Annotated in this window: 18 protein-coding genes and 8 pseudogenes; 16 read left to right on the top strand and 10 right to left on the bottom strand. The window is 66.5% G+C overall.

The window, feature by feature from the left end:
• Positions 1 to 22: 22 nt before the first annotated feature.
• Together ACFQJD_RS04880 and ACFQJD_RS04875 are read left to right on the top strand one after the other, a co-directional pair.
• Positions 23 to 1,513, top strand: a complete 1,491-nt coding sequence (locus ACFQJD_RS04880; protein WP_379796547.1) for a sodium:solute symporter family transporter — start codon at positions 23 to 25, stop codon at positions 1,511 to 1,513.
• Complete coding sequence (locus ACFQJD_RS04875) at positions 1,513 to 1,644, top strand: hypothetical protein (protein ID WP_379796545.1); 132 nt, start codon at positions 1,513 to 1,515, stop codon at positions 1,642 to 1,644. The genes ACFQJD_RS04880 and ACFQJD_RS04875 overlap by 1 nt, the downstream gene beginning before the upstream one ends.
• Positions 1,645 to 1,675: 31 nt before the next feature.
• Here ACFQJD_RS04875 and acs read toward each other — a convergent pair.
• The 3 genes and pseudogenes from acs to ACFQJD_RS04860 all read right to left on the bottom strand — a co-directional run bounded on the left by acs (position 1,676) and on the right by ACFQJD_RS04860 (position 6,276).
• Positions 1,676 to 3,651 (bottom strand): annotated as a pseudogene (gene acs / locus ACFQJD_RS04870) (acetate--CoA ligase).
• A 177-nt stretch (positions 3,652 to 3,828) separates the two neighbouring features.
• A pseudogene (locus tag ACFQJD_RS04865) lies at positions 3,829 to 5,525 on the bottom strand (acyl-CoA mutase large subunit family protein).
• A gap of 112 nt (positions 5,526 to 5,637) precedes the next feature.
• Complete coding sequence (locus ACFQJD_RS04860; protein ID WP_379796543.1) at positions 5,638 to 6,276, bottom strand: FAD-dependent oxidoreductase; 639 nt, start codon at positions 6,274 to 6,276, stop codon at positions 5,638 to 5,640.
• Positions 6,277 to 6,462: 186 nt separating this feature from the next.
• Here ACFQJD_RS04860 and ACFQJD_RS04855 point away from each other — a divergent pair.
• Both ACFQJD_RS04855 and ACFQJD_RS04850 read left to right on the top strand, forming a co-directional pair.
• A pseudogene (locus ACFQJD_RS04855) lies at positions 6,463 to 8,221 on the top strand (2-oxoacid:acceptor oxidoreductase subunit alpha).
• Positions 8,218 to 9,080: pseudogene (locus tag ACFQJD_RS04850) on the top strand (2-oxoacid:ferredoxin oxidoreductase subunit beta). Before ACFQJD_RS04855 ends, ACFQJD_RS04850 begins: the two co-directional pseudogenes overlap by 4 nt.
• 106 nt (positions 9,081 to 9,186) lie before the next feature.
• Here ACFQJD_RS04850 and ACFQJD_RS04845 read toward each other — a convergent pair.
• Together ACFQJD_RS04845 and ACFQJD_RS04840 are read right to left on the bottom strand one after the other, a co-directional pair.
• Positions 9,187 to 9,519: a universal stress protein gene (locus ACFQJD_RS04845; protein WP_379796541.1), complete on the bottom strand. Its 333-nt coding sequence runs from the start codon at positions 9,517 to 9,519 to the stop codon at positions 9,187 to 9,189.
• A gap of 113 nt (positions 9,520 to 9,632) precedes the next feature.
• The gene (locus ACFQJD_RS04840) at positions 9,633 to 9,815 is read right to left on the bottom strand and encodes a hypothetical protein (protein ID WP_379796539.1); all 183 of its coding nucleotides are present in this window, start codon (positions 9,813 to 9,815) and stop codon (positions 9,633 to 9,635) included.
• 242 nt (positions 9,816 to 10,057) lie between these two features.
• On the opposite strand from ACFQJD_RS04840, the pseudogene ACFQJD_RS04835 reads away from it, so the two are divergent.
• Positions 10,058 to 11,292 (top strand): annotated as a pseudogene (locus ACFQJD_RS04835) (digeranylgeranylglycerophospholipid reductase).
• 105 nt (positions 11,293 to 11,397) lie between these two features.
• A complete protein-coding gene (locus ACFQJD_RS04830; RefSeq protein ID WP_379800406.1) occupies positions 11,398 to 12,180 on the top strand; it encodes an aldo/keto reductase in 783 nt (260 codons plus the stop codon).
• A gap of 110 nt (positions 12,181 to 12,290) precedes the next feature.
• Here ACFQJD_RS04830 and ACFQJD_RS04825 read toward each other — a convergent pair whose 3' ends face one another.
• From ACFQJD_RS04825 to ACFQJD_RS04815, 3 genes and pseudogenes are all read right to left on the bottom strand, one after another.
• Positions 12,291 to 13,397: a DUF373 family protein gene (locus ACFQJD_RS04825; protein ID WP_379796537.1), complete on the bottom strand. Its 1,107-nt coding sequence runs from the start codon at positions 13,395 to 13,397 to the stop codon at positions 12,291 to 12,293.
• Between the two features lie 99 nt (positions 13,398 to 13,496).
• Positions 13,497 to 14,497: pseudogene (gene sppA, locus ACFQJD_RS04820) on the bottom strand (signal peptide peptidase SppA).
• 70 nt (positions 14,498 to 14,567) lie between these two features.
• Positions 14,568 to 15,491 (bottom strand): coiled-coil protein, encoded by a 924-nt coding sequence (locus tag ACFQJD_RS04815; protein ID WP_379796536.1) that lies wholly within the window; start codon positions 15,489 to 15,491, stop codon positions 14,568 to 14,570.
• A 342-nt stretch (positions 15,492 to 15,833) separates the two neighbouring features.
• On the opposite strand from ACFQJD_RS04815, the gene ACFQJD_RS04810 reads away from it, so the two are divergent.
• The 8 genes and pseudogenes from ACFQJD_RS04810 to ACFQJD_RS04775 all read left to right on the top strand — a co-directional run bounded on the left by ACFQJD_RS04810 (position 15,834) and on the right by ACFQJD_RS04775 (position 21,638).
• Positions 15,834 to 15,977 carry a hypothetical protein gene (locus ACFQJD_RS04810; RefSeq protein WP_379800592.1) on the top strand — a complete coding sequence of 48 codons (144 nt, stop codon included), beginning with the start codon at positions 15,834 to 15,836 and terminating at the stop codon, positions 15,975 to 15,977.
• 36 nt (positions 15,978 to 16,013) lie between these two features.
• The gene (locus tag ACFQJD_RS04805; protein WP_379796534.1) at positions 16,014 to 16,427 is read left to right on the top strand and encodes a DUF371 domain-containing protein; all 414 of its coding nucleotides are present in this window, start codon (positions 16,014 to 16,016) and stop codon (positions 16,425 to 16,427) included.
• A gap of 38 nt (positions 16,428 to 16,465) precedes the next feature.
• A complete protein-coding gene (locus ACFQJD_RS04800) occupies positions 16,466 to 17,275 on the top strand; it encodes an endonuclease III domain-containing protein (RefSeq protein WP_379796532.1) in 810 nt (269 codons plus the stop codon).
• An 87-nt stretch (positions 17,276 to 17,362) separates the two neighbouring features.
• Entirely contained in the window at positions 17,363 to 17,878 is a 516-nt protein-coding gene (locus tag ACFQJD_RS04795) for a DUF6789 family protein (protein ID WP_379796530.1), read from the top strand.
• Between the two features lie 83 nt (positions 17,879 to 17,961).
• The gene (coxB, locus tag ACFQJD_RS04790; protein WP_379796528.1) at positions 17,962 to 18,750 is read left to right on the top strand and encodes a cytochrome c oxidase subunit II; all 789 of its coding nucleotides are present in this window, start codon (positions 17,962 to 17,964) and stop codon (positions 18,748 to 18,750) included.
• The gene (locus tag ACFQJD_RS04785; RefSeq protein WP_379796526.1) at positions 18,747 to 18,935 is read left to right on the top strand and encodes a hypothetical protein; all 189 of its coding nucleotides are present in this window, start codon (positions 18,747 to 18,749) and stop codon (positions 18,933 to 18,935) included. Before coxB ends, ACFQJD_RS04785 begins: the two co-directional genes overlap by 4 nt.
• Positions 18,917 to 21,359, top strand: a pseudogene (locus ACFQJD_RS04780) (cbb3-type cytochrome c oxidase subunit I). Before ACFQJD_RS04785 ends, ACFQJD_RS04780 begins: the two are co-directional and overlap by 19 nt.
• A 9-nt stretch (positions 21,360 to 21,368) precedes the next feature.
• Positions 21,369 to 21,638, top strand: a complete 270-nt coding sequence (locus ACFQJD_RS04775; protein ID WP_379796524.1) for a cytochrome C oxidase subunit IV family protein — start codon at positions 21,369 to 21,371, stop codon at positions 21,636 to 21,638.
• A 21-nt stretch (positions 21,639 to 21,659) separates the two neighbouring features.
• Here the strand turns inward: ACFQJD_RS04775 and ACFQJD_RS04770 are convergent, their stop codons facing one another.
• The gene (locus ACFQJD_RS04770; RefSeq protein WP_379796522.1) at positions 21,660 to 22,067 is read right to left on the bottom strand and encodes a hypothetical protein; all 408 of its coding nucleotides are present in this window, start codon (positions 22,065 to 22,067) and stop codon (positions 21,660 to 21,662) included.
• 175 nt (positions 22,068 to 22,242) lie between these two features.
• Positions 22,243 to 24,161 (bottom strand): annotated as a pseudogene (locus ACFQJD_RS04765) (beta-CASP ribonuclease aCPSF1).
• A gap of 250 nt (positions 24,162 to 24,411) precedes the next feature.
• On the opposite strand from ACFQJD_RS04765, the gene ACFQJD_RS04760 reads away from it, so the two are divergent.
• A complete protein-coding gene (locus ACFQJD_RS04760; protein ID WP_379796520.1) occupies positions 24,412 to 24,900 on the top strand; it encodes a hypothetical protein in 489 nt (162 codons plus the stop codon).
• Positions 24,901 to 24,947: 47 nt separating this feature from the next.
• The gene (proS, locus tag ACFQJD_RS04755) at positions 24,948 to 26,423 is read left to right on the top strand and encodes a proline--tRNA ligase (protein WP_379796518.1); all 1,476 of its coding nucleotides are present in this window, start codon (positions 24,948 to 24,950) and stop codon (positions 26,421 to 26,423) included.
• The last annotated feature ends 59 nt before the right edge of the window (positions 26,424 to 26,482 follow it).

The following is a 26,482-nucleotide window of genomic DNA, read 5'->3' as shown; positions in this document are numbered from 1 at the left end:
CCGGTATGAATCGAGGGAAGCCATGGTAACGTCCGGCGCGCTCCTCGGCATCGTGGGCGTCGTCCTCGTCGGCTTCGCCGCCGTCGGCGCGTGGTACGCCCGCGGACGCATCGAGACGGTCGAAGATTTCATCACGGCGCGAAACAGCGCCCACGGCGGGACGCTGACCGCCACCATCGTCGCCTCGAGCATGGGGGCGTGGATCCTGTTCAGTCCGGCCGAGGCTGGGGCGGCCTTCGGCGGCCTCACGGCCGTCTTCGGCTACGCCATCGGCTCGTCGCTCGCACTCGTCGCCTACGCCGTTCTCGGCCCGCGCATCCGACGGCTCATCCCCGAGGGCCACAGCCTCACCGAGTACGCCTACGCCCGGTACGGACCCGCGATGTACGCCTACGTCCTCGTCGTCAGCGTCGCCTACATGTTCGTCTTCCTCGCCGCTGAGTTCACCGGCATCGCCAGCGCGCTCTCGCTCGTCGCCGGCGTACCGGGGTGGCAAACGGCGACGCTCGTCGGCGCGACGGTGCTCGCCTACACGGCCTACGGCGGCCTCCGTGCGAGCATGGTGACCGACGCCGTCCAGACGCTTCTCATCCTCCCCTTGCTCGTCGTCGCCGTCGTCGCGACGCTGCTCGCCCTCGGCGGGACGAGCGGCGTCCACGAGACGATCACCGCCTCGTCGCCCGAACTGCTCGTTCCCGGCTACCTCCCCGGCGTCACCTTCGGTGCCTACGTCGTCGTCGCCGTCGTCGCCGCGGAACTGCTCAATCAGGCCTGGTGGCAACGGGTCTACGCCGCCGCCGACGAACGGACGCTCCGCCGATCGTTCCTCCTCGCCGGCGTCGCCGTCGTCCCGATGGTGCTGCTCGCCGGCGTCTTCGGCCCCATCGCCGTCGGCCTCGGACTCGTCTCCGAACCCGGCGACGCCAGCATCTCCTTTTTCCTCGTCGTGAACGACGTCCTGCCCGGATGGGCGGTGACCGCCGTCGCCGTCCTCGCCGTCCTCCTCGTGGTCTCCAGCGCAGACACCCTGTTCAACGCCATCGCCAGCGTCGTCACCGCCGACCTTCCGCGGCTGTTCGGCGTCGAAGGCGCGGCGCTCACGACGGCGGCACGCGCGTTCACCGTCGTCGTCGCCCTCGCGGCCACCGTCGTCGGCGCACAGGGGTACAGCGTCCTCACGCTCTTCCTGCTCGCCGACCTGCTCGCGTCCGCGACGTTCTTCCCCCTCTTCTACGGTCTCTACGCCGAACGCGCGTGGTCCGGCGGCGTCCTCCTGTCGAGCGCCGTGGGTCTCGTCGTCGGTCTCCTCCTGTTTCCGCCGGCGCGAGGGATCGTCTCGGCACTCCCCGGCGCGGGCGCGCTGCCCGCCCCGGCCTACGTCTCGTCGTTCCTCTCCGCCGCCGCCCTCTCCGTCGGCCTGTCGGTGCTCACGGCCCGCCTCTACGGCGGCGAATACGACCTCACCCGCCTCGCCCGCGAAATCCGCCGCCTCGACGACGGAGGTGAGCCCTGATGGTCGCTCCGACGCTCGCGTTCGCCCCGCTCTCGCCGCTCGCGTTCGCCGCCGTCGTCTGGGGATCGGTCGGACTGGTCGTCCTCGTGTTCGTCTACGAACTGATCACCGTCGTCCGCGAAAGAACGTGAGACACCGGGCTCCCGGTGCGGGAGCGTCCGACTACGGCTCTCGGACTTTGCGCTGGATGTCGTCGACGACGTCGGGGTTCCGGAGCGTCGACGTGTCGCCGAGTTCCTCGTCGTTCGCGATGTCTTCGAGGAGGCGGCGCATGATTTTCCCCGAGCGCGTCTTGGGCAGTTCGGGCGTGAAGACGACCTCCTCCGGGCGGGCGATGGGGCCGATGGCGTCCTCGACGCCCTCGATGATGCGTGCGCGGAGGTCCTCGCTCTCGTCGTAGCCCTCCTCGGTGATGACGTAGGCGTAGACCGTCTCGCCTTTCACCTCGTGGTCGCCGCCGACGACGGCCGCCTCCGCGACGCCCTCGACGCCGACGATGGCCGACTCGATCTCCATCGTTCCCAGCCGATGGCCGGAGACGTTGATGACGTCGTCGACGCGGCCGAGAACCGTGATGTAGCCGTCGTCGTCGATCTTCGCGCCGTCCTCGGGGAAGTAGACCCACTCGTCTTCCTCGGGGTCGGAGTACTCCTCCCAGTACTCCTCGACGAATCGCTCGTCGTTCTTGTAGAGGGTCCGGAGCATCCCCGGCCACGGCTTGTCGACGGTGAGATAGCCCGCCCGGCCGGCGTCGACTTCGTGGCCGTTGGTGTCGACGACGCGGGCGTCGATGCCCGGCAGCGGCGGCCCGGCCGAACCGGGTTTCATCGTGCCGATGCCCGGGAGGGTGGTGACCATCATGCCGCCCGTCTCGGTCTGCCACCACGTGTCCACGATCGGACACTCCTCGCCGCCGATGTGCTTGTAGTACCACTTCCAGGCGCGCGGGTTGATGGGTTCGCCGACCGTGCCGAGCAAGCGCAGCGACGACAGGTCGTGTTCCTCGGGGAAGCGACTGCCCCACTTCATGAACGCCCGGATGGCCGTCGGGGCGGTGTAGAAGATGTCGACGGAGTACTTCTCGACCAGTTCCCAGAGGCGGTCGCGCGCAGGGTAGTCCGGCGTCCCCTCGTACATGACCGTCGTCGTGCCCAGCGAGAGCGGGCCGTAGACGATGTAGGAGTGGCCGGTGATCCAACCGATGTCCGCCGAACACCAGTAGGTGTCCTCGGGTTCGATGTCCAACACCGCGTGGGAGGTCCACGTCACGTACGAGAGGTAGCCGCCGGTCGTGTGTTTGACGCCCTTCGGCTTGCCGGTCGTCCCCGAGGTGTACATCAGGAAGAGCATGTCCTCCGCGCCGCGTTCGACCGGGTCGACCCGGTCGCCGAGGTGGTCGGCCATCAGGTCGTCCCAGTCGTACTGGTTGCCCTTCAGGCTGTGGTCGAGTTCGTCGCCGAGGCGGTCTTTGACGACGACGGCCTCGACGCCGTGGTCGACCGCGTCGAGTCCCTCGTTCGCTTTCTCGACGTGGTCGAGGGCGTCGCCGCGTCGGTAGTAGCCGTCACACGTGACGAGATACTCCGAGTCGGCGGCGTTCATCCGGGTCGCCAGCGCCTCCGACGAGAATCCGGCGAAGACGACGGAGTGAGGCGCGCCGATGCGGGCACACGCCAGCATGGCGATGGGGAGTTCCGGGACCATCGGCATGTACATCGTCACCACGTCGTCCTCCTCGACGCCCAGTTCGCGCAGGGCGGCCGCGAACTCGTTGACCTCGCGGTAGAGGTCCTGGTACGTGTAGGTGCGCGTCTCGCCGAGTTCGCCCTCCCACTTGATGGCGACGCGGTTCTTGTTCCCGTCTTCGAGGTGCCGGTCGATGCAGTTGTACGACGCGTTCAGCGTGCCGTCTCCGAACCACTCGTAGAACGGCTCGTCCGAGTCGTCGAGCACCTCCGTGTACTCGCGCTCCCAGTCGAGCATGTCGGCCGCCTGCGTCCAGCAGTCGGGCCAGTTCTCCTCGAACTCCTCGTAGATGCTCTCGTCGGACACGTTCGCCTGGTCGACGAACGACGCCGGGGGTTCGAACGCCTCCTGTTCCTCTGCCGGGCTTCCAGTTCGACGTCAGCGTCGGACATGTTCATGCTAAATAATCAAATCCTTCGTGATAAACTTACGCACGCTTCCACGAGCGCGGATTCGGAGGGGGCCGACAATACGATTTCGGAATCGACGGGGCGAATCGACACACTGCGAAGGGGCGAACGGAGTTCGAACGGCCGTCGCCGGCGGGGTTCAGCGGCGGACGACCCGCCTCAAACGACGCTCGCCGTCTCCTGATACGTTCCGTACGCGTCGGCGAAGACGTCCATGATCTCGCCCATCGTCGCGTAGACCTTCACGGCGTCGACCAGCACCGGCATGACGTTCTCGTCGTTCGCGATCGCGCGTTCGACGTCCGCGAGGGCGTCCGCGACGGCGTCGTCGTCGCGTTCCGCCCTGACCCGGTCGAGGCGGGCGAGCTGTCGCTCCTGCGCTTCCTCGTCGACGGTGAGGATGTCCGGGCGGGTGTCCTCCTCGACGGCGTACTCGTTGACGCCGACGACGGTTTCTTCCCCGTCTCGACCCGCTCTTGGTACTCGTAGGACGCCTCCTGGATCTCGCGCTGGAAATACCCCCGTTCGATGCCCTGGAGGACGCCCTCGCGCATCGACCCCTCGCCCATGTCGCGTACCTCCTCCAGGTAGGCCATCGTCTCGGCCTCCACCTCGTCGGTCAGCGACTCGATCATGAAGCTCCCGCCGAGGGGTCGATGCTGTCGGCCGCGCCCGACTCCTCGGCGATGATCTGCTGAGTGCGGAGGGCGACCCGGACGGCCTCCTCGCTCGGCAGGGCGAGCGCCTCGTCGAAACTGTTCGTGTGGAGGCTCTGTGTCCCCCGAGGACGCCCGCGAGCGCCTGCAAGGTGACGCGCACGACGTTGTTGAGGGGTTGCTGGGCGGTCAGCGCCGCGCCCGCCGTCTGGGTGTGGAACTTGAGGCGCTTCGACGCCGGGTCGGCGGCGTCGTACCACTCGTCCATGATCCGGGCGTAGACGCGCCGCCCGGCCCGGAACTTCGCGATCTCCTCGAAGATGGAGTTGTGGGAGTTGAAGAAAAAGGAGAGCTGTGGCGCGAATTCGTCGATTTCCAGTCCACGGTCGAGCGCGTCCTCGACGTAGGCGAAGCCGTCGGCGAGGGTGAACGCGAGCTCCTGGATCGCCGTCGATCCGGCCTCGCGGATGTGGTAGCCCGAGATGGAGACGGGCTGGATTTTCGGCGTCTCCCTGACGGCGAACTCGATGGTGTCGGTGACCAGCGACAGCGAGGGTTCCGGGGGAACGACCCACTCCTTCTGGGCGATGAACTCCTTGAGCATGTCGTTCTGGAAGGTACCGTCGAGTTCGTCGCGGGGGACGCCGCGCCGGTCCGCGAGGGCGACGTACATCGCGTAGACGACCGGCGCGCTGGGGTTGATGGTGAAGCTCGTCGTTACCTCGCCGATGTCGATGCCGTCGAAGAGGATTTCCACGTCGCGCAGGGTGTCGACGGCGACGCCCTCCTGCCGACTTCGCCGTCCGAGAGCGGGTCGTCCGAATCCTTCCCCATCAGCGTCGGCATGTCGAACGCCGTCGAGAGGCCCGTCTGTCCGTGTTCGACGAGGTAGTGGAAGCGTTCGTTCGTCTCTTCGGCCGTGCCGAAGCCGGCGAACTGTCGCATCGTCCACGTCCGCCCGCGGTACATCGTCGGGTAGACGCCGCGGGTGAACGGTTCCTCGCCGGGGAACCCCAGATCCGACTCGTAGTCGAGGTCGACGACGTCGTCGGGCGTGTAGAGATCGTCGATCTCCAGGTTCGAAACCGTGGCGAAGCGTCCCTTCCGCTCGCCGTACTGCTCGCGGACCGGGTCGCGGGTCTCCCGTTCCCACTCCCGGCGCGCCTCGCGGATGTCGGCGAGTTCGTCGTCGTCGTACATGTCAATACGGTGAGGGCGACGACGAATTAAGGGTTTGGGTGGTGTTGGCACCCCACACTCACCGCTGACAATGGCCACCGGAATCCGACGGGCGTTCGGTCGGAGCGCCCGCTCAGCCGAAGTTCTCGACTTTCGCGTCGTCGGGGTCGCCGCCGGCGGCGGCGATGGCCTCGCGTGCCTCATCGACGAAGTCGTCGAAGCCGTAGACGAACACCTGTTCCCCGGGTGCGCTCGTGATGACGTCGGCCAGCGGGTCGGCGAGGGGACCGTCCGTGACGGTCACCGTCGCCCCCGCCTCGCGCAGGTCGTCGAGGCGTGCGGTATGAGCGGGGTCGTCGTCGCGGTAGACGATCGCGACCTCGTTGCCGTCGCGGTGGGCGCGTTCGCCGATGCCGACGGCGGGGCCGATGCCCGGGCCGCCGGCGACGACGACGACGCGCGCCTCGCCCTCGTAATGGTTCGATCCGAAGGGCCCCGAGAGCTCCAGTTCGTCGCCCGGCGAGAGGTCGGCGAGATGCCGGCTGAAGGGGCCGGCCTCGTCGGCGTCGATGCCGACGGTCACCTCGAAGGAGTCGGCGACGTCGGGCGAAGAGAGCGTGTAAAAGCGGGCGTACTCCTCGCCGTCGACGGTGGCGGCGAGCTTGACGAACTGGCCCGGGAGGGCCTCGAATCCCGCCGGCGTGCGAAAGCGGATGGCGACGGTGTCGGAGCCGACGGGCTGTACGTCCGTGACGACGACGGTGGCATCCATAGCCGCCGTTGGATCGGGCCGGTCAAGGGCCTTCGCATTCGGAGATAACGTTCATCATCGATCACAACCGACCGTTCGTAGCGTTACTCCCTCGGTCAGACCGTCTTCGTCCATATCACGTCGCCTTACGGTGGAAATCGGCCTTTCAGAAGGCTTTTGATACGGCCGTTGGAAGTCCAACCCAACATGCCTGCGGACTTCAATTGGGCAGTCGGTGGCGAGGCCGGGGACGGCATCGACTCCACCGGGAAAATCTTCGCCCAAGCACTGTCGAGAGCGGGCCGACACGTGTTCACCTCGAAAGACTTCGCGTCGCGGATCCGCGGAGGCTACACGGCGTACAAGGTTCGGACGTCGGTCGACCGGGTACAGAGCGTCGTCGACCGCCTCGACGTCCTCATCGCGCTGACACAGCGGACCATCGACGAGAACCTCGACGAACTCCACGAGGAGCGTCATCATCTACGACGGCGAGCGGACGACGATGCAGGACGTCGAAATCCCCGACGGGATGGTCGGCCTCGACGTTCCGCTCCAGCGACTGGCCGAGGAGGCCGGCGGCGCGATCATGCGCAACGTCGTCGCTCTCGGCGCGGCCTGTGCCGTCGCCGGCTTCCCGATCGAAAACCTCGACAGCGCCCTCCAGAAGCGCTTCGGCGACAAGGGCTCGTCCATCGTCGAGAACAACGAGGAAGCCGCCCGGAAGGGGCGCGACTACGTCGAAGCGGAGTTCGACCACGACTTCGACTACGACCTCGAAACCACGGACGAGGATTACGTCCTCCTCAACGGCGACGAGGCGATCGGCATGGGCGCGCTCGCCGCCGGCTGTCGCTTCTACGCCGGCTATCCCATCACGCCCGCGACGAACGTGATGGAGTATCTCGTCGGCCGCATCGAACAGTACGGCGGCCACGTCGTGCAGGCGGAAGACGAACTCTCCGCCATCAACATCGCCCTCGGAGCGGCGCGCGCAGGTGCCCGGGCGATGACGGCCACCAGCGGCCCCGGCATCGACCTGATGACCGAGACGTTCGGCCTCGTCGCTACCTCCGAGACGCCGCTGGTCATCGCCGACGTGATGCGCTCGGGGCCCTCGACCGGGATGCCGACGAAACAGGAACAGGGCGATCTGAACATGCTGCTCTACGGCGGCCACGGCGAGGTGCCGCGGTTCGTCCTCGCGCCGACGACGGTGGCGGAGTGTTTCCAGAAGACCGTCGAGGCGTTCAACCTCGCCGAGAAATATCAGGTTCCGGTCTACCTCGCTTCCGATCTCGCACTCGCCGTCACCGAACAGACCTTCTCGCCCGAGGCGTTCGACATGGACGCCGTCGAGATCGACCGCGGCAAGGTCGTCGACGACGACTCCATCGACGAGTGGCAAAACGAGAAAGGGCAGTTCCAGCCCCACGCCCTCACGGAGGACGGCGTCAGCCCGCGCGCGTTCCCCGGCACCGAGGGCGGCGCACACATGTCGACCGGCCTCGAACACGACGAACTCGGTCGGCGGACTGAGGACACCGACATGCGCGTCGAGCAGGTGGACAAGCGGAACCGCAAAGTCGAGACGGCGCGGGAACGCGAGGACTGGTCGCCCCGCGAGTTCGGCGACGAGGACGCCGACACGCTGGTCGTCTCGTGGGGGTCGAACGAAGGGGCCATCGTCGAGGCCATGGACCGACTCGCGGAGGACGGCATCGACGTGCGCTTCCTCTCGGTCCCGTACATCTTCCCGCGCCCGGACCTGAGCGAGGAGATGCAGGCGGCCGACGACGTCATCGTCGTCGAGTGTAACGAACGAGGGCAGTTCGCTGACCTCGTCGAGCACGACGCGCTCCAGCGCGTCTCGCGCGTCAACAAATACGACGGCGTGCGTTTCAAGGCGGACGAACTCGCAGAAGAGATCGAGGCAACCCTCGCGGAGACGGAGGCAACAGCATGAGCTCAGACGTTAGATTCACGGACTTCAAATCCGACAAGCAACCGACGTGGTGTCCCGGCTGTGGCGACTTCGGGACGATGAACGGCATGATGAAAGCGCTGGCCCAGACGGGCAACGACCCCGACAACACGTTCGTCGTGGCCGGCATCGGCTGTTCCGGCAAGATCGGGACGTACATGCACTCCTACGCGCTCCACGGCGTCCACGGACGCGCGCTCCCGGTCGGCACGGGCGTCAAACTCGCCAACCCCGACCTCGAAGTGATGGTCGCGGGCGGCGACGGCGACGGCTACTCCATCGGCGCGGGCCACTTCGTCCACGCCGTCCGTCGCAACGTCGACATGAGCTACGTCGTCATGGACAACCGCATCTACGGCCTGACCAAGGGGCAGGCCTCGCCCACCAGCCGCGAGGACTTCGAGACGTCGACGACGCCCGAAGGCCCACAGCAACCGCCGGTCAACCCCTCGCGCTCGCGCTGGCCGCCGGCGGCACCTTCATCGCGCAGTCGTTCTCGACGGACGCCCAGCGCCACGCCGAAATCGTCCGGAAGGCCATCGAACACGACGGCTTCGGCTTCGTCAACGTCTTCAGCCCCTGCGTGACGTTCAACGACGTCGACACCTACGACTACTTCCGCGACCACATCGTCGACGTCGACGACACCGACCACGACCCGACTGACGAAACGGCCGCCAAGGAGAAAATCCTCGCCGCCGACAAGGAGTATCAGGGCGTCCTCTATCAGGACGACGCCTCCGTCTCCTACGCCGAGCGCCACGGCCTCGACAGCGACATGACCGAGATCCCGGACGGCGCGCCCGAGGACGCGATGGACCTCGTCCGCGAGTTCTACTGACGGCGCTCACTTTACGACCGTCACCGGCACTGGCGCGGTTCGCGCCACGCTCAGCGCCACGCCGCCCGAGAGCAGACGCCGCACCCGCGAGTCCGCCGCGGCGCGATCACGACGTGATCCATCCCCGGGCGTCGACGTACGTCGCGATGGCCGAGGGTGCACGCCCGTGGACGACGTCGGTCTTCACCGCGCCGTCCCGTCCGTCAGCGAGCGCCGTCGCCCGGCCGAGGGCGTCGTCCGCCGCTTGGCGGGCCGTCTCGTACCACTCGCCCCAGTAGCCGAGGAGCGGCGGGACCAGTCCCGCGTGGTCGGATTCGAACGGGTCGATGACGTAGAGGGCGGTGACGGACGCGGCGGGGTAGGCGTCGAGCGCGAACTCCAGAGCCCCGAACGGCGGATCGGTGTTGTAGAGGGGGACGAGTATCCGGTGGCTACTCACGGCTATCGCCCCGATATACGCCCGGTCGCACTTGACAGTTTGTGTCGGCGGAGTTGCGAGCAGTCGAACGGGCGACGCCGCGAAAACGCCGACGAGGGCGACGCCGACGCGGATCAGGCCGTTTCGACGCGGAGTTCGTACCGCGTTCCGCAGTCGAGACAGCGAGCGTCGTCGGCCTCGATGAGCGCCGTGATGGGGACCTCACCGTAGTCGCAGTTCGGACACTCGTACATCAACGAATCCCCGGCGATGCGGTGGGCGACGGCGTTGGTGTTTTCGGGCGTGAGGCGCGGCATAGTGTTCATTGTTACCACTCGACCCCCAAATAGCCGGCGGTGAGCGCCGGGGACACCCTCACAGTCCGCCTCAACGAGGCCGGGCCAGCCGCCGGAAGCGACGTTGCAGCGAGCGACTCCCTCGTGAGGCAGTCGGACGCGTGGCGCTCCGATGACGGCGGGCGATTCGCGTGTCGCTCATTGGAGACGGTTCTTCGTCCCGGTTCAGCAAGACTGATTACGCTCTCGTAGTATCGGAAGATATGTCCGACCGTTTCGACGTTATCGTCGCGGGTGCCGGGCCTGCTGGGGCCCAGTGTGCCCGCGATCTCGCTCAGCGGGACTACGACGTCCTCGTCCTCGAAGCCGAAGCCGAAGACGGATTCCCCCGCCAGAGCAACAAATCTACCGCCGGCACCTTCCCCTCCATGATGGCATCTTTCGGCGTGCCGGACGAGGTGGTGATGAACTACACCGACGACGTGATTCTGGAATCTCCCAACGCCCACTACGTCCAGCACCAGCCGGGTGCCGTCCTGGAGTTCGCCGACTTCAAACGGTGGCTCGTCAGCGAGGGTCGCGGCGAGGGGGCGACCTATCGCTTCGACGCCCGCGTGAGCGGTCCGATCATGGAGGACGAAAAGATAACTGGCGTTCGGTACGCGGGCGGCGAGGAGGTCTACGCCGACATCGTCGTGGATGCGACGGGTCCCGCGGCACCGCTCTCCAAGGCACTCGGCGTGAGCGACCTGAAACGGGAGCGCCAGGCGATCGGCATCGAGTGGGAGATGGCGGGCGTCGACGTCGACCACTCCGACTACGCCGACCTCACTGATACGATGATGCTCCGTCTCGACCACGAGTACGCCCCCGGGGGCTACTCCTGGATCTTTCACACCGGCGGCGACACTGCGAAGGTCGGGCTGTGTTACATCCAAAACGAGAGCCACCAGCGGTACGGCCGCGACGGCGCGAGCATCGACGACTACCTCAACCACTGGCTCGAAACCGACCCGCGATTCGCCGACGCCGAACGTATCGCCGACAAACAGCAACACCGCGGCTCGGCCCACATCCAGATGCCGGGCAAACTCTGTACTGACAGCTTCTTGGCCATCGGCGACACCGTGCCGACCATCGACCCGCTGTGGGGCGAGGGCATCCACAAGGGGATGAAATCGGGGCGTATGGCCGCCATCACCGCCGACCGGTGTTTCACCGAGGCGGACCCCGACACCTCCGCTGAAGCCATGTCCGTCTACAGCAAGCTGTGGCACAGCGAGGTCGCCCCCGGATGCGGGAGCGCCTGCTGATGACCGAACTCCTCTATCTCGCCCCAAACGAGCGGTACGACACGCTGATGGCGGACCTTCGGGCCGCCGACAGAGATCTGCTGGCGAAGGTCAACGCGGGCAACGTCCGTGCGATGCTGAAACTCCTCCACCTTCGCGACATCCCTCTCCTCGGGAAATTTGCGAAAGAGCGCCTCCTGGAGTGACGCTACCGGCACGAACCAGTCGTTCCACAACGCCTTTCGCGGTGGCACCCTCCGATTTCACACATGACGGCACCCACCAGCGACGACGTTCCGCGAGCGGACGGCATGCCCGTGCTCGGCCTCGGGACGTGGGAGAACACCGACCCCGACGCGTGTGCGAACGCCGTCGCGACGGCGCTCGAGACGGGCTATCGCCACGTCGACACCGCCCAGGCCTACGGCAACGAGAAGTCGGTCGGCGACGGCCTCGCCGCGGCGGACGTCCCCCGCGACGACGTCTTCCTCGCGACGAAGGTGTGGGCCGACGACCTCGCGTACGACGACGTCCTCGAATCCACCGAGGAGAGCCTCGACGCACTCGGCGTCGACTACGTCGACCTGCTGTACGTCCACTGGCCCGCGCGGGCGTACGACCCCGAGGAAACCCTCGCGGCGTTCGACCAGTTGTACGACGAGGGCCGCATCGAACGCGTCGGCGTCAGCAACTTCGAACCCGAACAGGTGAGCGAGGCCGTCGACGTCGCCGACGCACCGATCTTCGCCAACCAGATCGAACTCCACCCGCTCCTCCAGCAGCGCGAACTCCGCGAGCACTGCGCGGAACTCGGCGTGGAAGTCGTGGCGTACTCGCCGCTCGCACGGGGCGGAGTGTTCGACGTGCCGGAACTGACCGAGATCGCGGAGAAACACGGCATCAGCGAGGCGCAGGTGTCGCTCGCGTGGCTCCGCGAGAAAGGCGTCACCGCCATCCCGAAGGCGACGAGCGAGCACCACATTCGAGACAACTGGGCGTCGCTCTCGCTCGCACTCGACGACGAGGACGTCGAGAGAATCGACGCCATCGACCGCACGGATCGCCGAGTCGATCCCGACTTCGCGCCCTGGTGAGGCGGTCCCCCGGCACGTCGTCGGGAGAGATGGTCCCCCGGCACGCCGCCGGGGAGGTGGTCACCCCGGCACGCCGCCGGGGTGACTACGGAATCACCTCGCCGGAGCGACTACGGTCCGACCGCATCCTCTATCGACTCGTCTCGCAGACTCGCGGCGACTTTGACGCCGATCAGCGAGATGACCAGCCCGGAGACGACGAAAAGCGCGAGGCGCTGGGTCGGCGAGAGCGTCACGCGTCCGAACAACACCAGGTTCGGGAGGACGCCCTCGCGTTCGAGGAAGTAGCCGGCGAACCCCCGGATGACCAGCCCCAGCGCGACCACGCCGAACGGGAGGTTCAGATACGGCGCGGGGACACCCTCGGACTCGATGAGTTCGTCGAGGAGCCGCCCCGCGCTGGCGGTGAGCGCCGCGAGCGCCAGCCACGGCACGCCGCGGTAGAGAAACTCCATCACGGGAACGAAGACGCCGGACCCGGTCGGGGAGATGGCCAGCGCACCGAGAAAGAGGCCGACCAGGGCCAACCCGGCGGCGACGACGTAGGTGACGACCGACACCTGACCCGAGTAGAGCGCCTGCTGTACCTGTTCGGGGAGGTCCGCGAGGTGTTCGTCGACCGCGAGCCCCTTGTAGAGGAGGGCGGCTCCGAGCAGGGACGCGAGGCCGGCGAGGGCGACGCCCGGTGAGAACCGCACGAGCAACACGGGGAGCAAGAGCAGGCCGATTCCGAGGGGGACGAGGACGGTCGAGCGGAGTTCCTCGTCGGCGAGAAACTGCTTGAGCAGGTAGTACGTCGACTCGATGTCGCGGGCCTGCCGGACCACGACCCGGTCGACGGAGTCGACGGGGAGTCGGCTCTCGATGACCGGTACGAGCCGTTCGTCCTCGGCGCTGTCGGTGACGACGACGACCGAGTCGGGGTCGTGCGACTCGACGAGGTCGTCGAGCTGGGCGGCGACCGAGCGGTCGGCACCGACCGCGCTGTCGCCGGTCCCGGAGACCACGGCCACGACGGCGTCTTCCCGGTCGTCGCGGAGGTCGCGGGCGACGCGAAGCGACTCCAGCAGGGAGTTGACGCTCGAATCCTCCGGGTCGGCGAGGCCGACGTCGATGACGAGAGACTGCACGGCCTCCCACCCGACGACGGGCATCGAGAGGCCGACCTTGCGGCCGATGTCGTTCGCGCGGTCGACACAGAGAACGAGCGTCGTCACAGCCGAGTCGAACACCCCGGAGAATAAATAACCCTCGCCGTCAGCGGAGGGCGTGCCGGCGTCGACGCACCGTCCGCGGTCGTTCCGGGACGAGCGCGCTCAGAATCGGAATCGGAACTCCGCGTCGTCGTCGAAGGCGCTCGCGAGCCCCGCGCCGAAGGCGTACGCGAGCGACTGCCCGCCGCCGCGGAGGCGCGTCGCGAGGCCACGGGACGGAGTGAACTCCCGCACCGACACCTCCTCGTCGAGTTGCGTTTCGAGAGACTCCTCGACGTCGTCGCGAGAGCCGAGGCCGTCCACGAGGCCGACGTCGTGAGCCGTCTCGCCGAGGTAGACGCGGGCCTCGGTGTCGCGGATCGTCTCCGGATCCATGTCCCGTCCCTCGGCGACGCGCTCGACGAAGTCGTCGTAGAACTCGTCGACGATGCCCTGGAGGTAGTCGCGGTCGTCCTCGGAGAGTTCCTTCAGGGGGACGCCCGCGTCCTTGTACTCGCCGGCGGCGAACCGCTCGTAGGAGACGCCGAGGTCGTCGGCGAGTTCGGCGACGTTCACCCGCGACCCGATGACGCCGATGCTGCCGACGAGGCTCGCCTCGTGGGCCCACAGTTCGTCGCAGCCGCTCGCGATCCAGTAGCCGCCGCTGGCGCAGGTGTCGGTGGCGTAGGCGACGGTCGGCCCGTCGAACGCGTCGACGGCGCGACGGATGTCGTCGCTGGGGACGACCTGGCCGCCGGGCGTGTTGAGTTTCACGAGGAGGGCGCGGACGTTGTCGTCCTCGTCGGCCGCGTGGATCTGTTCGACGACGTCGTCCGCCGGCGCGCCGACCACGCGCGACGGAACCGGGCCGGGGTGCCGCCGTCGCGAGTGATCGGCCCCTCGACGGCGACTTCGCCGACGTTGTAGTCGGGGAACGCCGTCCGAGCGTAGTCGCCGGCGACGCGAATCCCGAGGAGGGCGACGCCGACGACCAGGAGCACGCCGACCAGGTCGGCGAGCGAGCCCGGAATTTCGTAGAAGACGATCCAGCCGACGACGGCGGCGACGATCGCGCCCGTCGCGACGACGAACAGTCGGCCGACGGACGCGGCTCTGTCTGTCACGCAGTCTCACCACGCATACACGTCGCTGGGGCGGCAGTCGGTATAAATCCCCAACCGGCAGAACAGACGTTTAGAGCAGCCCCGTCTTCTGGAGCTTCATCAGGTCTTCGGTATCGAGGGTTTCGCCTTCCTTGAACTTCTGGTAGATCTCTTCGGCCTCCTCCTTGGCGGCCTCGCGTTCGGCTTCCCGCTCGTCGCGCTGCTCCTCTTCTTCCTGCTTGTCGAGTTCGCGCAGGCGCTTCTGGACGCGCACGAAGTCCTCGTGGTGGCGGTCGGCCGCCTCCTGAGCCTCGACGAAGAGTTCGTGCATCGCGTCGGCCTCGTCACGGATGTCGTCGGCCTCGCGGTAGGCCTCGATCATCTGGTTGTGGTGTTCCTGGGCCTCGTCGGCGAGTTCCGTCACCTTCTGGTGGTGTTGGCTCGCCTCCGAGCGGACCTCCTCGGCCTCCTCGATGAGGTCTTCGAGCTCGCTCGAGTCATCGAGTTTGTCCTTGCGCTCCTGGTACTCTTCGCGCTTCTCCTCGATCTTCTCGATGAGTTCGCGCTCGTCTTCGGCGCTGAGGACCTCGGTCTGCTGGCGGAACTCGAGCTGCTCGATCTCCTCTTCGAGCTCTTCGAGATCTTTGCCGTCGTTGAGCTCGAGATCCTGTTTCATCCGCTCGACCTCGTCGAACAGCTCGTTGGCCTTCGCGTTGAGCTCGTTTCGCTTCTCCTTGTGCTCTTGGACCTGCTCGTTGAGCTCGTCGCGTTTCTCTCGATGCTCCTGCGCTTCGTCGACCTTCTCGCGCGTCTTCGCGTTCAGGTCGTCCCGCTTGGAAGCTCTCTCGGAGGCCATCTGGTTCAGCTCGTTTCGTCGGTCGCGTAGCTGACCGGCGAGTTTGATGAGCTGACCTTTCGAACCGTCGTCGAGTTTGTCTTCCGTGAGCTCGACGTTGTTACTCGCGTCGAGTTTCTGTACGTCGTACTCGTTGAGAACGTCTTCCTGTGTTACCATGCTTGAAACCTCGATACCATCACCGCTCCGGGCGTGCCAGCGGCTCGTCGTGATGCGACCAGCCGTGGATAAGAATTCCCGATCATTCTGCGTGCGATTCCGCTGAGACGCCGGAGGCGCTCTGGTACTACTCGGTAAGACGGTTACATACATAAGTACTTCGGTGGTTGGACCAGTGTAAACAGCTACCAAACCCCGCGACAGCGTCCGTGTGAGGGCATCTCACGCTCCCGGAGAGTATATATAAACCGACGGCCGACACGTCCGACTACTTTCACTTCCACCGCGCACGTGGCGCGATTTGATAACCCATCGCGACCGACTGGAGGTATGCTCGGAAACGTGACGTGCACGTGCGAGGCCGAGGGCTGTGACCGTCCGCTGGACGACGAGTCGCTGATGATCGCGATGCGGACGGACGCCGGCGAACGCCGCGCCTACGAGTGTGGCTGCGGTGCGGTGACGGTCACCGTCGTCCGGCCGTAAGGGAACCCCTATATCCGGCCACCGGTGAGCGGGTGCATGGACGAAGTCATCCGCGCCCACGGTCACGAGAACGTCACCGCGCGCCACGAGAGCACGTTCGAGGTGACGACGGACGACTGGCTCACTCCCGCCGGCGACTGCATCGTCGGCGTCGACGCCAATCGGGCCCCCGCCGACTTCGACGCCGCGTTCGTCGAGGCCTGTCGCGACGAGTCGGCCCGGATCGTCGCCATCGTCGAGGTAGACGGCCGCGCCCAGCGGGTGGTCGGCCGCGGCCATCCCGACCTCACGTTCGACAGCAGCCGAAGCGCCGTCGGACGGACCAGCGACTACGTCGACGACCGGACGGTCCTCGTCGGTGCCGACGCCGCCGCCGCGGACCTCGACCGCGAGCTGATCGCCGCCCTCGCGGACGGTGCGGACCTGACGCTGACGCTCGCCGTCGAGTAACGGGTCGGTTTTTCCGTCGGCGACGCCCACTGGCACCCATGGCAGACGAACCGACGGAGAACATAAGCGGCGGTGCAGACGGCGGCGTCGACGCCGAGTTCGAGGCCGGCGAGGCGTCGACCCGCGCGGAAGCCGTCGTCGACGTCCTCGGCGACCTGTACTGGCAGAAGGCCTACGGGGGACGGGACGCCTTCGAGTGTCTCGTCCGGACCGTGCTCAGTCAGAACACGAGCGACGTGGCCAGCCAGCCGGCCCACGACGCCCTGATGGACCGGTACGGCGGTGGCGACCTCGCGCGGACGCTCGCGGACGCCGACCGCTCGGAACTCGCGGACGTCATCCGTCCGGCGGGCCTCTACAACCAGAAGTCGAGAGTCATCACCGAGGTGGCCGCCGAGATCGTCGACGTGTTCGGCGGTGCGTCGGCGTTCGACGAGTTCGTGACCGAGGGCGACGCCGACGAAGTACGGACGCGACTCCTCGAATTCCGCGGCGTCGGCCCGAAGACGGCCGACTGCGTCCTCCTGTTTTCGGGCGGGCGCGGCGGCGTCTTCCCTGTCGATACCCACGTTCACCGCGTCGCTCGGCGGCTGGGTCTCGCTCCACCGGACGCCGACCACGAGACGGTGCGCGAACGCCTCGAAGAGGCCGTCCCGCCCGAGAAGTGCGGCTTCGGACATACGGCGACGATTCAGTTCGGGCGTGAGTACTGTACGGCGAGAAAGCCCGCGTGTCTCGACGGCCCCGAAGCCTGTCCGCTGTACGACCGCTGTGACCGCGTCGGCGTCGACGAACTCGACGGGAGCGTCGTCGACCCCGCGTCGACGACCGAAGACGCCTCCTCGTGAATCCACCGGGGCGAGGTTCGCGTTCACACGCCGCATATGTTCGGTGGTACCATTTATCACGGAGGAGTGATAACATGATTATCGATCATGGTAGACGAACTCGCGAGTACTGGCGAACCAGTCGTCGACGAGGCGACGCTGGAGGCGGAGATCCCGATAACGATCAAGGTCGTCGGGTCGGCGATGCTCGGTGGGCTGATCGGAATGCTGCTGATGGTGCCAGTGCTGGTCGGCGTGCCGATCGTCTTCGATCTGTTCCGGACGGAACCCCTGGAGAACTTCGCGACCTTCCTGTCGTACGTCGGCTTCGAACAGTCGGTGATGCTCGGGGCGGGCCTCTTCGTCGCCACCGGAGCGACCGTCCTCCCGCTGACGTTCGTCGTCGTGGGTGGGTTCCTGCCGCCGAAGGAACCGCGCTACCTCCGGGGCGTCACCTTCGCCACGATATTCTGGACCGGATTCGTCCCCGCGTTCTGGCCGGACGAGAGCCTCACGGTCGTCGCCGTCTTCCTCGTCGTGTCGCTGCTCGCCCACTGGGTCTACGGCCTCGTCCTCGGACGCGTCCTCGACGGGACGACCGGCATTCCCCAGCACGACGTGTAGCGTTCCCGTCCGCCACCGACCGACTTGCGCATCGACTCACCCCACCGCAATAATTATTAAAGTTTGTGCAGGAGTGTGATGGGATGCTATCGAACGCCACGGTATGGGCTCTCGTGGTTCTCCTTCAGAGCAGTATCGTCCCGCGGGGTTCGCGCTCCGAGGTGTTCAACCAGATTCTACAGGTGTTCCTCTGGCTCGGAACCGCCGTCGGCGTCGTCGTCATCGCCTACATGTGCTGGAAGGCGTACAAGTACCGGGCGAGCGGCGGCCACGTCGACGAGTCGGCGGTCGACCGGCCCGACCTGGGCGAACTCCCGCAGGGGAGCGGCGGGGGACGAAAACTGTTCGTCTCGTTTAGCATGAGCGCGATCATCGTCGTCTCGCTCATCGCGTGGACCTACGGGACGCTGTTGTTCGTCGAGGAGAGTCCGAGCGTCGAGGAGACGGGCGGGGACGAACTGGTCATCGAGGTCGTCGGCTCGCAGTTCATGTGGACGTTCGTCTACCCGAACGGCCACGAGAGTCGCACCTTGCGCGCGCCCGTCGACCGGGAGGTGAAACTCAGGGTCACGTCCGCGGACGTGTTCCACAACTTCGGCGTCCCGGGGCTCCGGGTGAAAACCGACGCGATTCCGGGCCAGCAGACCGACACGTGGTTCCGTGCCGAGGAGACCGGGACCCACACCGCCCACTGCTACGAACTCTGTGGCTCCGGCCACTCGTATATGGACGCGGAAGTGCGCATCATGGAACAGCAGGCGTACGAGGAGTGGTACAGCAACACGACGCCGAGCAACGCGACGGCGACACCGTCGGGTGACGGCGCGAGCGACCACGGTCGACTGCGCCTCCCGACGGGGGTGAACGCATGAGCGACGACGAGGCGACGCGGCCGGACGGGGGCGCGTCCGACGGTCACGCACAGGCCGACGGCGGGAGCGCCGAAGCGGCCGGCAACCCCGTGACTCCGGAGGTTCCGGCCGTCGATCACGACACCGGGGGTTCTTCGAGACGGACGGTCTCCCCGACTCGGCGTCGATCAAGCGCTGGCTGGTGACGACCAACCACAAAGACGTCGGCATCCTCTATCTCGCGACGTCGCTGTTTTTCCTCGTCTTCGGCGGCGTCCTCGCGTTGTTGATGCGGATCCAGCTGTGGGTTCCGCGCGCGGCCGGCGAGGGGATTCTCGGTCCCGTCGCGTACAATCAGGCCGTCTCGGCCCACGGCCTGCTGATGGTCTTCTGGTTCCTCTCGCCGTTCGCGTTCGGCTTCGCCAACTACATCGTCCCGCTCCAGATCGGGGCGAAAGACCTCGCGTTCCCGCGGCTGAACGCGCTGAGTTACTGGCTCTACCTCTTTTCAGGCCTGCTGTACGGCGTCTCCTTCTTCCAGGGGTCGGCCTTCTCCGGCGGGTGGACGATGTACGCGCCGTTGAGCGTTCCGTCGTTCTTACCGAGCATCGGCGCGACGACGTCGGTGCTGGCGCTGGTGCTGTTCGTCGCCTCGGTGACCATCGGCTCGGTCAACTTCCTCACCACGATGCATCGCATGCGCGCGAAGGGCTCTCCATCCGCGACCTCCCGCTGTTCACGTGGACCATCCTGCTGACGGTGTGGATGATGCTGTTCGCGTTCGCGGCGCTACTGGCGGCGCTGATGATCCTCTCGTCGGATCGGCTGCTCGGGACGACCTACTTCGCCCAGACGAACGACGCGGGGTCGATGCTGTGGACCCACCTGTTCTGGTTCTTCGGCCATCCCGAGGTGTACATCGTCTTCTTCCCGGCGCTCGGCGTGATGGCGGAGACGTTCCAGACGTTCACCGGGCGGCGCATCGTCGGTCGGAAGTGGTTCATCGGCGCGATGATACTGGTCGCGCTCCAGAGTTTCGGCGTCTGGATGCACCACATGTTCCTCACGAGCATCAACCTCCAGGCGAAGACGCTGTTCATGGCGACGACCATCGGCATCTCGCTCCCGTTCGACCTGATGGTGTTCGCCCTGATCTACACGCTGGTGAAAGGCGACATCCGATTCAAGACGCCCTTCCTGTTCTCCTTCGGCGCGCTCGTGCTGTTCATCGTCGGCGGCATCACCGGCGTCTTCCTCGGAGCCGTCGTCCTCGACTACGAGTTCCGCGGGACCTACTGGGTGGTGGCGCACTTCCACTACGTGATGGTCGGCGGCGTCACCGCCCTCGTCGGGGGCTGTACTACTGGTTCCCGAAGATCACCGGGAGGATGTACGACGAGTTCCTCGGGAAGGTCCACTTCGCGATGTACTTCGTCGGGTTCAATCTGCTCTACTTCCCGATGTTCGTCGTGTGGGAGACGCCGCGACGAGTGTTCGCCTACCAGAGTAGCTTCGCGCCGTGGCACCAGATAGCGACCATCGGCGGCTTCCTCCTCGGATCGTCGTTTCTCGTCATGTTCTACAATCTCTACCGGAGTGTGTGGGACGGCGAGATCGCGTCCGACAACCCGTGGGAGTACGCGAGCACCGCCGAGTGGACGATACCCTCGCCGCCGCCGCTGGAGAACTTCCCCGGCATCCCGGACTACACCGACGGCCACCTCTCGTTCCGCGACGACTCCGCGGACGCCGCCGCCGACGGTGGCGTCGTCGACACCGCTTCCGGCGGCGGGGAACTCGCCCACGAGACGGGGCACGAGGACCACCACGTGAGCCACGCGAGCATCTGGCCGTTCGTCGTTGGCGTCGGGTCGTTCCTCACGCTCCTCGGCGCGTCAGGGTTCCGGAACGGCTCGCTCGTCGACGGGGGGATGGGCGGCGTCTACCTCGGACTCTTGCTGACCGGGGCCGTCGTCACCCTCGGTAGTCTCGTCGCGATGACCGTCGAGCCGTTCCACGGCCCCGACGTCACCCACAGCGAGAAGTGGCCGTTCGACGGCGTCGAGAACACCAAGCTCGGGATGTGGATATTCCTCGCCTCCGACGTCGTGCTGTTCGGGGCGTTCATCGGATCGTACGCCTTCGTCCGGGTGGCCTACGGGTGGCAGGACTGGCACCACCTCATCCCGGCGGCGCACGTCCCGCTCCCGGGGTTGATAAACACCTACCTGCTGTTGACGAGCAGTTTCAGCGTCGTCGTCGCGATGGTGGCCGCCCAGAAGGAGAAGAAGGGCTGGCTGCTCGGAAGCCTCGTCACGACGTTCGTCCTCGGCGTCGCCTTCCTCGTCAACAAGGCCCTGGAGTGGCAACATCTGTTCCACGTCCACAGCGAGGCGTTCCCCCAGGGGTGGGACCTCTCGACGAACATCGCGTCGTCGACGTTCTACCTGACGACGGGCCTCCACGGCGCACACGTCGCCGTCGGTCTGCTGATCACGCTGTACATGATCGTGCGGGCCGCCCGCGGGGCCTACCTCGGGAACGACGAGCCGATCGAGTACTTCGGGCTGTACTGGCACTTCGTGGACATCGTCTGGCTGTTCCTCTTCCCGCTGTTCTACATCCTGTGAGGTGAACCAATGACATCAACAAAACTCTACACGGCGATATACGTGGTCCTGTTCGTCCTGGCCACGGCACAGGTCGCAGTCGAGCGCGCGGGCTACCTCTCGGAGGCGTACTGGGCGGCGTTCGCCGTCATCATGGTGCTGTCGGCGATCAAGGCGCTGTTCGTCGTCGGCTACTACCAGCACCTCAAATACGAACCGCGGTCGGTGTCGTTCGTGATGCTCGGCGGCTTGCTCGCCGTCCTGGCGCTCACGTTCGCGGCCGCCTACTCGATCAGCTGATCCGGTCCCGGCACGGCCGGGTCAGCCGACGAGGAGTTTGGCGACGACGGCGACGAGCAACAGCATACCGAAAAACCACAGTCCGACGCCCACCGACTGGGCGAACTTCAGGCCCCGCGCCTGGGCGATGTGGTAGACGCCCCAGACGACGTAGACGACGAGCATCCCCGCGAGGAAGCCGAGGAACGCGCCGAAGCCGGTGGTCGACCCCGAGATGACGGCACCGATTCCGCTCGTCACCAACACGACGGCGAGGAAGGCGGCGACGGCGACGACGGGCCGGACGTCGGGCCCGGCCGTCGGTTCCGAAACCAGGTTCGTCCGCGACGCGATTCGCCCTCGCCAGTCGTTGCTCCGGGCGACGTATCCGACCACGAACAGGAGCAGTACCCCCATGACGAGGGAACTCACCAGGTACGTTTGGGCCATGGGTCGATCCCTCTTCTATCCGGACGTACATAATGTTTGTTCAGGGCATTGACGGTAGCGCGCGAGGAGGCTGTCGGCAGCGGCGGCCGGGTCGTCCGGACCGGGACGGTTCAACGGGCGTGAAACGGCGACGTCGATCGGCGCGGAACGCCGCCGGTCGCGGCCGCGGCGCGTGCTACTTGAATCGGAACGTTTCGAGGTTCTTCGGCGCGAACGTCCGCATGTTGTAGTTGTGATAGAGCGCCGAGGAGAGGTCCTGCACCGAGCGTTCGTCGCCGTGGACACAGAGCACCTTCTCCGGGCGAGGGTTCATCGTCTTCACGAAGTTCTCGAGGCCCTGCCGGTCGGCGTGGCCGGAGAAGCCGTCGACCGTCTCGACGTCCATCCGGAGTGTGAGCGACTCCGATCGGCCGGCACCGTTCCGATCGCTGACGGGGATCTCGTCCCAGCCGTTCTGGATGCGACGGCCCATGGTCCCCTGGGCCTGGTAGCCGACGAAGACGAGCGTCGAGTCCGGGTCCGGACCGATGTGGCGGAGCCACGACATGATCGGTCCGCCGGTCACCATCCCCGACGTCGAGAGGACGATGGCCGGGCCGCCGTCTTTGACCTCCTGTCGTTCGTCCTCGCCGGCGTCGATGTGGTTGAACTCGTCGGCGAGGAAGGGGTTCTCGTCCTCGTGGAAGATGCGGTCGCGCAGGTCGTCGCGGAGATACTCGGGGTAGGTGGTGTGGATGGCCGTCGCCTCCCAGATCATCCCGTCCAGGTGGACCGGCATCCGCGGGATCTTCCCCGACCGCATCGCCTCTTCGAGGACGAGCATGATCTCCTGAGACCGACCGACGGCGAACGCCGGGATGACGACCTTGCCGCCCCGTTCGTGGGTCCGGTTGATGACGTCGAGCAGTTTTCGCTCCGAATCCTCCTGGTCGGTCTGATAGTCGTTGCGCCCGCCGTAGGTCGATTCGAGGACGAGCGTCTCGACGCGGGGGAAGTCGTTGACCGCGCCGTTGAACAGGCGGGTGTCCTCGTAGTGGATGTCGCCGGAGAACGCCACGTTGTAGAGGCCGTCGCCGATGTGGAAGTGAGAGACGGCACTCCCGAGGATGTGTCCCGCGTTGTGGAACGTGAGTTTCACGTCGGGCGCGATGTCGGTCACGTCGCCGTATTCGAGGGGGATGGTGTGTTTGATGGCTTCGCGGACCATCTCGCTCTCGTACGGCGGGGTCCGGCCCTCCTTGGCGGCGACGTCGAGGTAGTCCAGGGTCAACAGCCCCATCAGGTCTCGGGTGGGTTCGGTGGTGTAGATCGGACCGTCGTAGCCGTATTTGAACAGGAGCGGGATCAGCGCCGAGTGGTCGAGGTGGGCGTGGGTGAGGACGACGGCGTCGATGGAGTTGAGCGGCGTCGCCTCGGGGACCTGCAGATACGGCACCTCGCCTTCCGCGCCGGGTTTGTCGCCGCAGTCGACGAGGATGCGCGTCTCGGACGTCGAGAGGATAAAACTCGCGCGCCCGACCTCGCGGCAACAGCCCAGCGTGGTGATGCGCACCCACTCGTCGTTGGCCATCTCCTCGCGGTGGATCTGCCGGCCGACGCGTTCGAGGATGTCGCGTCGCTCCTCGCGTTCCTGCTTCAGGAAGTTCCGCACGTTCGACACCGTCGACGACTCGATGGGCGGCGTCCGAACGACTTCGGGCGTCCAGCCGATCTCCTGAGTGATTTCCCGGAGGGTCGACCCGTGACGGCCGATGACCATCCCGGGCTTTTCGGCTTCGATGACGACTTCGCCGGTGTCGACGTGGAAGTCGAGGTCGGTCACGCCCGCGTCCTCGGGAATGACGTCGAGCACCCGCTTTTCGGCGGTCTTTGCGTCCATCAACACGTCCGGGTCGGGACGGACGGTGATGCGCTTGCGGAGTTTGCTCGCCAGCCGGCGGATCAGGTCGCCGTTCTGGGCGAACTTCCGGGGTCGCGCGTGTAGACGACCAGTTCGGGGCCCTCGTATTTCACGTCGGACACCGAGATGTCGTCGGGAAGTTCGTCCTCGATCGTTGCTCGTAAGTCCTCGAGTTGCTTATCTACTGAACTCATATGTGGCAGCGGTGAACCCGTCTCACGGAGTCCCGGCTCCCGACTACGGGACGGACGGCCGTGGCTGACGCGCGCAAAGTCGGCCGATAGCCGACGTCAGTCGTGTCGTGGGACACCATAGTGAACGGATTCCGAATGGGAAGTTATCGACTGCGGGAAGAGTAGCGAAAACCCGCTTACGAGGACCTAACCGTGGCCGGGTATAAAAGCCTTCGCAAAACCTGAAGCCGTTCGCCACCGAGGCGAGGGTATGGAGATCACACCGGCAGTCGTCGTCGCCGAGTACGAGTGGACCCGCGAACGCGCCCCGGCGATCGTCTCGGTCGTCAACGAGACGCGCAACCGACTCGGGGAGCTGTTCGAGACGGACGTCGACGAGGTGACCCAGGCCCAGTACCGCGAGGAGGTCGACGCCGTCTTCGCCGACGGCACCCGCGGCGTCAACGTCGCCGCCTACGTCCGCCTCCTCCGGGATCTGGACGTGGAAGACGACTATCCGGGGTTCGTCGTCGACGAGGTGCTCGGCCGGGAACTCGCGGCCACCGTCGCCGGCGGACAACCGCTACATCTCCTCGCGCAGGCCACCTTCCACTTCGCGGACGTGACGACCCACACCGAAGGCCCCGCCGGCGGCGACGACCTCGACGCCGCCCTCGCGGCGGGGTTCCAGACGCGCCTCCCCGGGTGGGGATGGAACGAGGTCGAGAGTCCGTTCTCCGTCGACGTCGACGAGCGGTGAGCGGGAAAGAGGCACGTTTTAAGCCGCGTTGCCGTTACCATCCGGTAATGAGCGACGAGCAGGAACTCGGCATCACCGAGTCGAAAGCGCACAACACCGGCGAGTGGTACGCCGAAATCGTCCAGAAGGCGGGGCTGGCCAACTACGCGCCGGAGGGGATGAGTGGATTCATCGTCACGCGCCCGCGCGGGTACGCCATCTGGGAGTTCCTCCAGGGGGAACTCGACAGCCGATTCAAGGCCACGGGCGTCCAGAACGTCTACTTCCCGATGTTCATCCCCGAGTCCTACCTCGAACGCGAGAAGGAGATCGTCGAGGGGTTCGACCCGGAGGTGGCGTGGGTCACCCACGGCGGCTACGAGGAACTGGAGGAGCGCCTCGCCGTCCGACCGACCAGCGAGAGCATCATCGCCCCCTACATGAGTCGCTGGACGCGGAGCCACCGCGACCTGCCCCTGCGCGTGAACCAGTGGTGTAGCGTCGTCCGGTGGGAGGCCACCGAGACCAAGCCCTTCTTCCGCACGAAGGAGTTCCTCTGGCAGGAGGGCCACACGGCCCACCGCACCCGCGACGAGGCGTGGGCCGAGACGATGACCCGCCTCGACCAGTACGAGAACCTCTACGAGGACGTCCTGGCCATCCCCGTCCTCCGCGGGAAGAAACCGCCACACGACAAGTTCCCCGGCGCGGACACGACGACGACGGTGGAGGCGCTGATGCCCGACGGCAAGTCGGTCCAGGGCGCGACCAGCCACTACCTCGGCACCTCCTTCGCCGAGGCGTTCGACATCGCCTACACCGACGAGGACGAGAACGAACGCGTCGCCCACACGACGTCGTGGGGCCTGTCGTGGCGCGCGCTGGGCGCGCTCATCATGACCCACAGCGACGACCAGGGACTCGTGCTCCCGCACACGGTGGCCCCCGAACAGGTCGTCGTCGTCCCCATCTGGCAGGAGGAGACCAAGGAGGACGTCCTGGAGTACGCCGAGGGCGTCGCCGAAGACCTGCGAGGCGACGGCGTCCGCGTCGAACTCGACGACCGGGACGAGCGCAATCCCGGCTTCAAGTTCAACGAGTGGGAGCTCAAAGGCGTCCCGCTCCGAATCGAGATCGGTCCCAACGAGGTCGAGGACGAGACGCTCACGCTCGTTCACCGACCGGACGGGGAGAGCACCGAAGAGTCGCGGGAGGGCGTCGTCTCCACGGTCCGCGACCACTTCGACGAGATCTACGCGAAACTCTACGCCGACGCCGAGGAGACCCTCGCGGAGGACGTCCGAGAGGCCGACGGGCGCGACGAGATCCTCGGCACCATCGGCCGGCACGGCGGTTACGTCAAGGCCCCCTGGTGTGGCGACGAGGACTGCGAGACGGAGATCAAAGAACAGATCGCGGCCGAGATCGTGATGGTTCCCTTCGAGGACGGCGAGGGCGCGGTCGAACCGATCCACCACGGCGAGGCGTGTGCCGTCTGCGGCGACGACGCCGTCGACACCGCCTTCTTCGCGAAGTCGTACTGAGCGCCCGACTCCGTTCGGCGACGGCCGGCGCGCTAACGTTCATCGTCGTTCGATGAGGA

The sequence above is a fragment of the Haloplanus sp. GCM10025708 genome, assembly GCF_042663985.1.
In the GTDB taxonomy this organism is placed as follows: Archaea; Halobacteriota; Halobacteria; order Halobacteriales; family Haloferacaceae; genus Salinirarus; species Salinirarus marinus.
The sequence above is the reverse complement of the archived record's forward strand: the minus strand, read 5'-3'. Positions and strand labels throughout refer to the sequence as shown.

Coding starts and splice junctions, on each gene's coding strand:
- ACFQJD_RS04880 (WP_379796547.1), top strand. CDS start 23: ATGGTAACGTCCGGCGCGCTCCTCGGCATCGTGGGCGTCGTCCTCGTC.
- ACFQJD_RS04875 (WP_379796545.1), top strand. CDS start 1,513: ATGGTCGCTCCGACGCTCGCGTTCGCCCCGCTCTCGCCGCTCGCGTTC.
- ACFQJD_RS04860 (WP_379796543.1), bottom strand. CDS start 6,276: ATGGATGCCACCGTCGTCGTCACGGACGTACAGCCCGTCGGCTCCGAC.
- ACFQJD_RS04840 (WP_379796539.1), bottom strand. CDS start 9,815: ATGCCGCGCCTCACGCCCGAAAACACCAACGCCGTCGCCCACCGCATC.
- ACFQJD_RS04830 (WP_379800406.1), top strand. CDS start 11,398: ATGCCCGTGCTCGGCCTCGGGACGTGGGAGAACACCGACCCCGACGCG.
- ACFQJD_RS04815 (WP_379796536.1), bottom strand. CDS start 15,491: ATGGTAACACAGGAAGACGTTCTCAACGAGTACGACGTACAGAAACTC.
- ACFQJD_RS04805 (WP_379796534.1), top strand. CDS start 16,014: ATGGACGAAGTCATCCGCGCCCACGGTCACGAGAACGTCACCGCGCGC.
- ACFQJD_RS04800 (WP_379796532.1), top strand. CDS start 16,466: ATGGCAGACGAACCGACGGAGAACATAAGCGGCGGTGCAGACGGCGGC.
- ACFQJD_RS04795 (WP_379796530.1), top strand. CDS start 17,363: ATGGTAGACGAACTCGCGAGTACTGGCGAACCAGTCGTCGACGAGGCG.
- coxB (WP_379796528.1), top strand. CDS start 17,962: ATGCTATCGAACGCCACGGTATGGGCTCTCGTGGTTCTCCTTCAGAGC.
- ACFQJD_RS04785 (WP_379796526.1), top strand. CDS start 18,747: ATGAGCGACGACGAGGCGACGCGGCCGGACGGGGGCGCGTCCGACGGT.
- ACFQJD_RS04775 (WP_379796524.1), top strand. CDS start 21,369: ATGACATCAACAAAACTCTACACGGCGATATACGTGGTCCTGTTCGTC.
- ACFQJD_RS04770 (WP_379796522.1), bottom strand. CDS start 22,067: ATGGCCCAAACGTACCTGGTGAGTTCCCTCGTCATGGGGGTACTGCTC.
- ACFQJD_RS04760 (WP_379796520.1), top strand. CDS start 24,412: ATGGAGATCACACCGGCAGTCGTCGTCGCCGAGTACGAGTGGACCCGC.
- proS (WP_379796518.1), top strand. CDS start 24,948: ATGAGCGACGAGCAGGAACTCGGCATCACCGAGTCGAAAGCGCACAAC.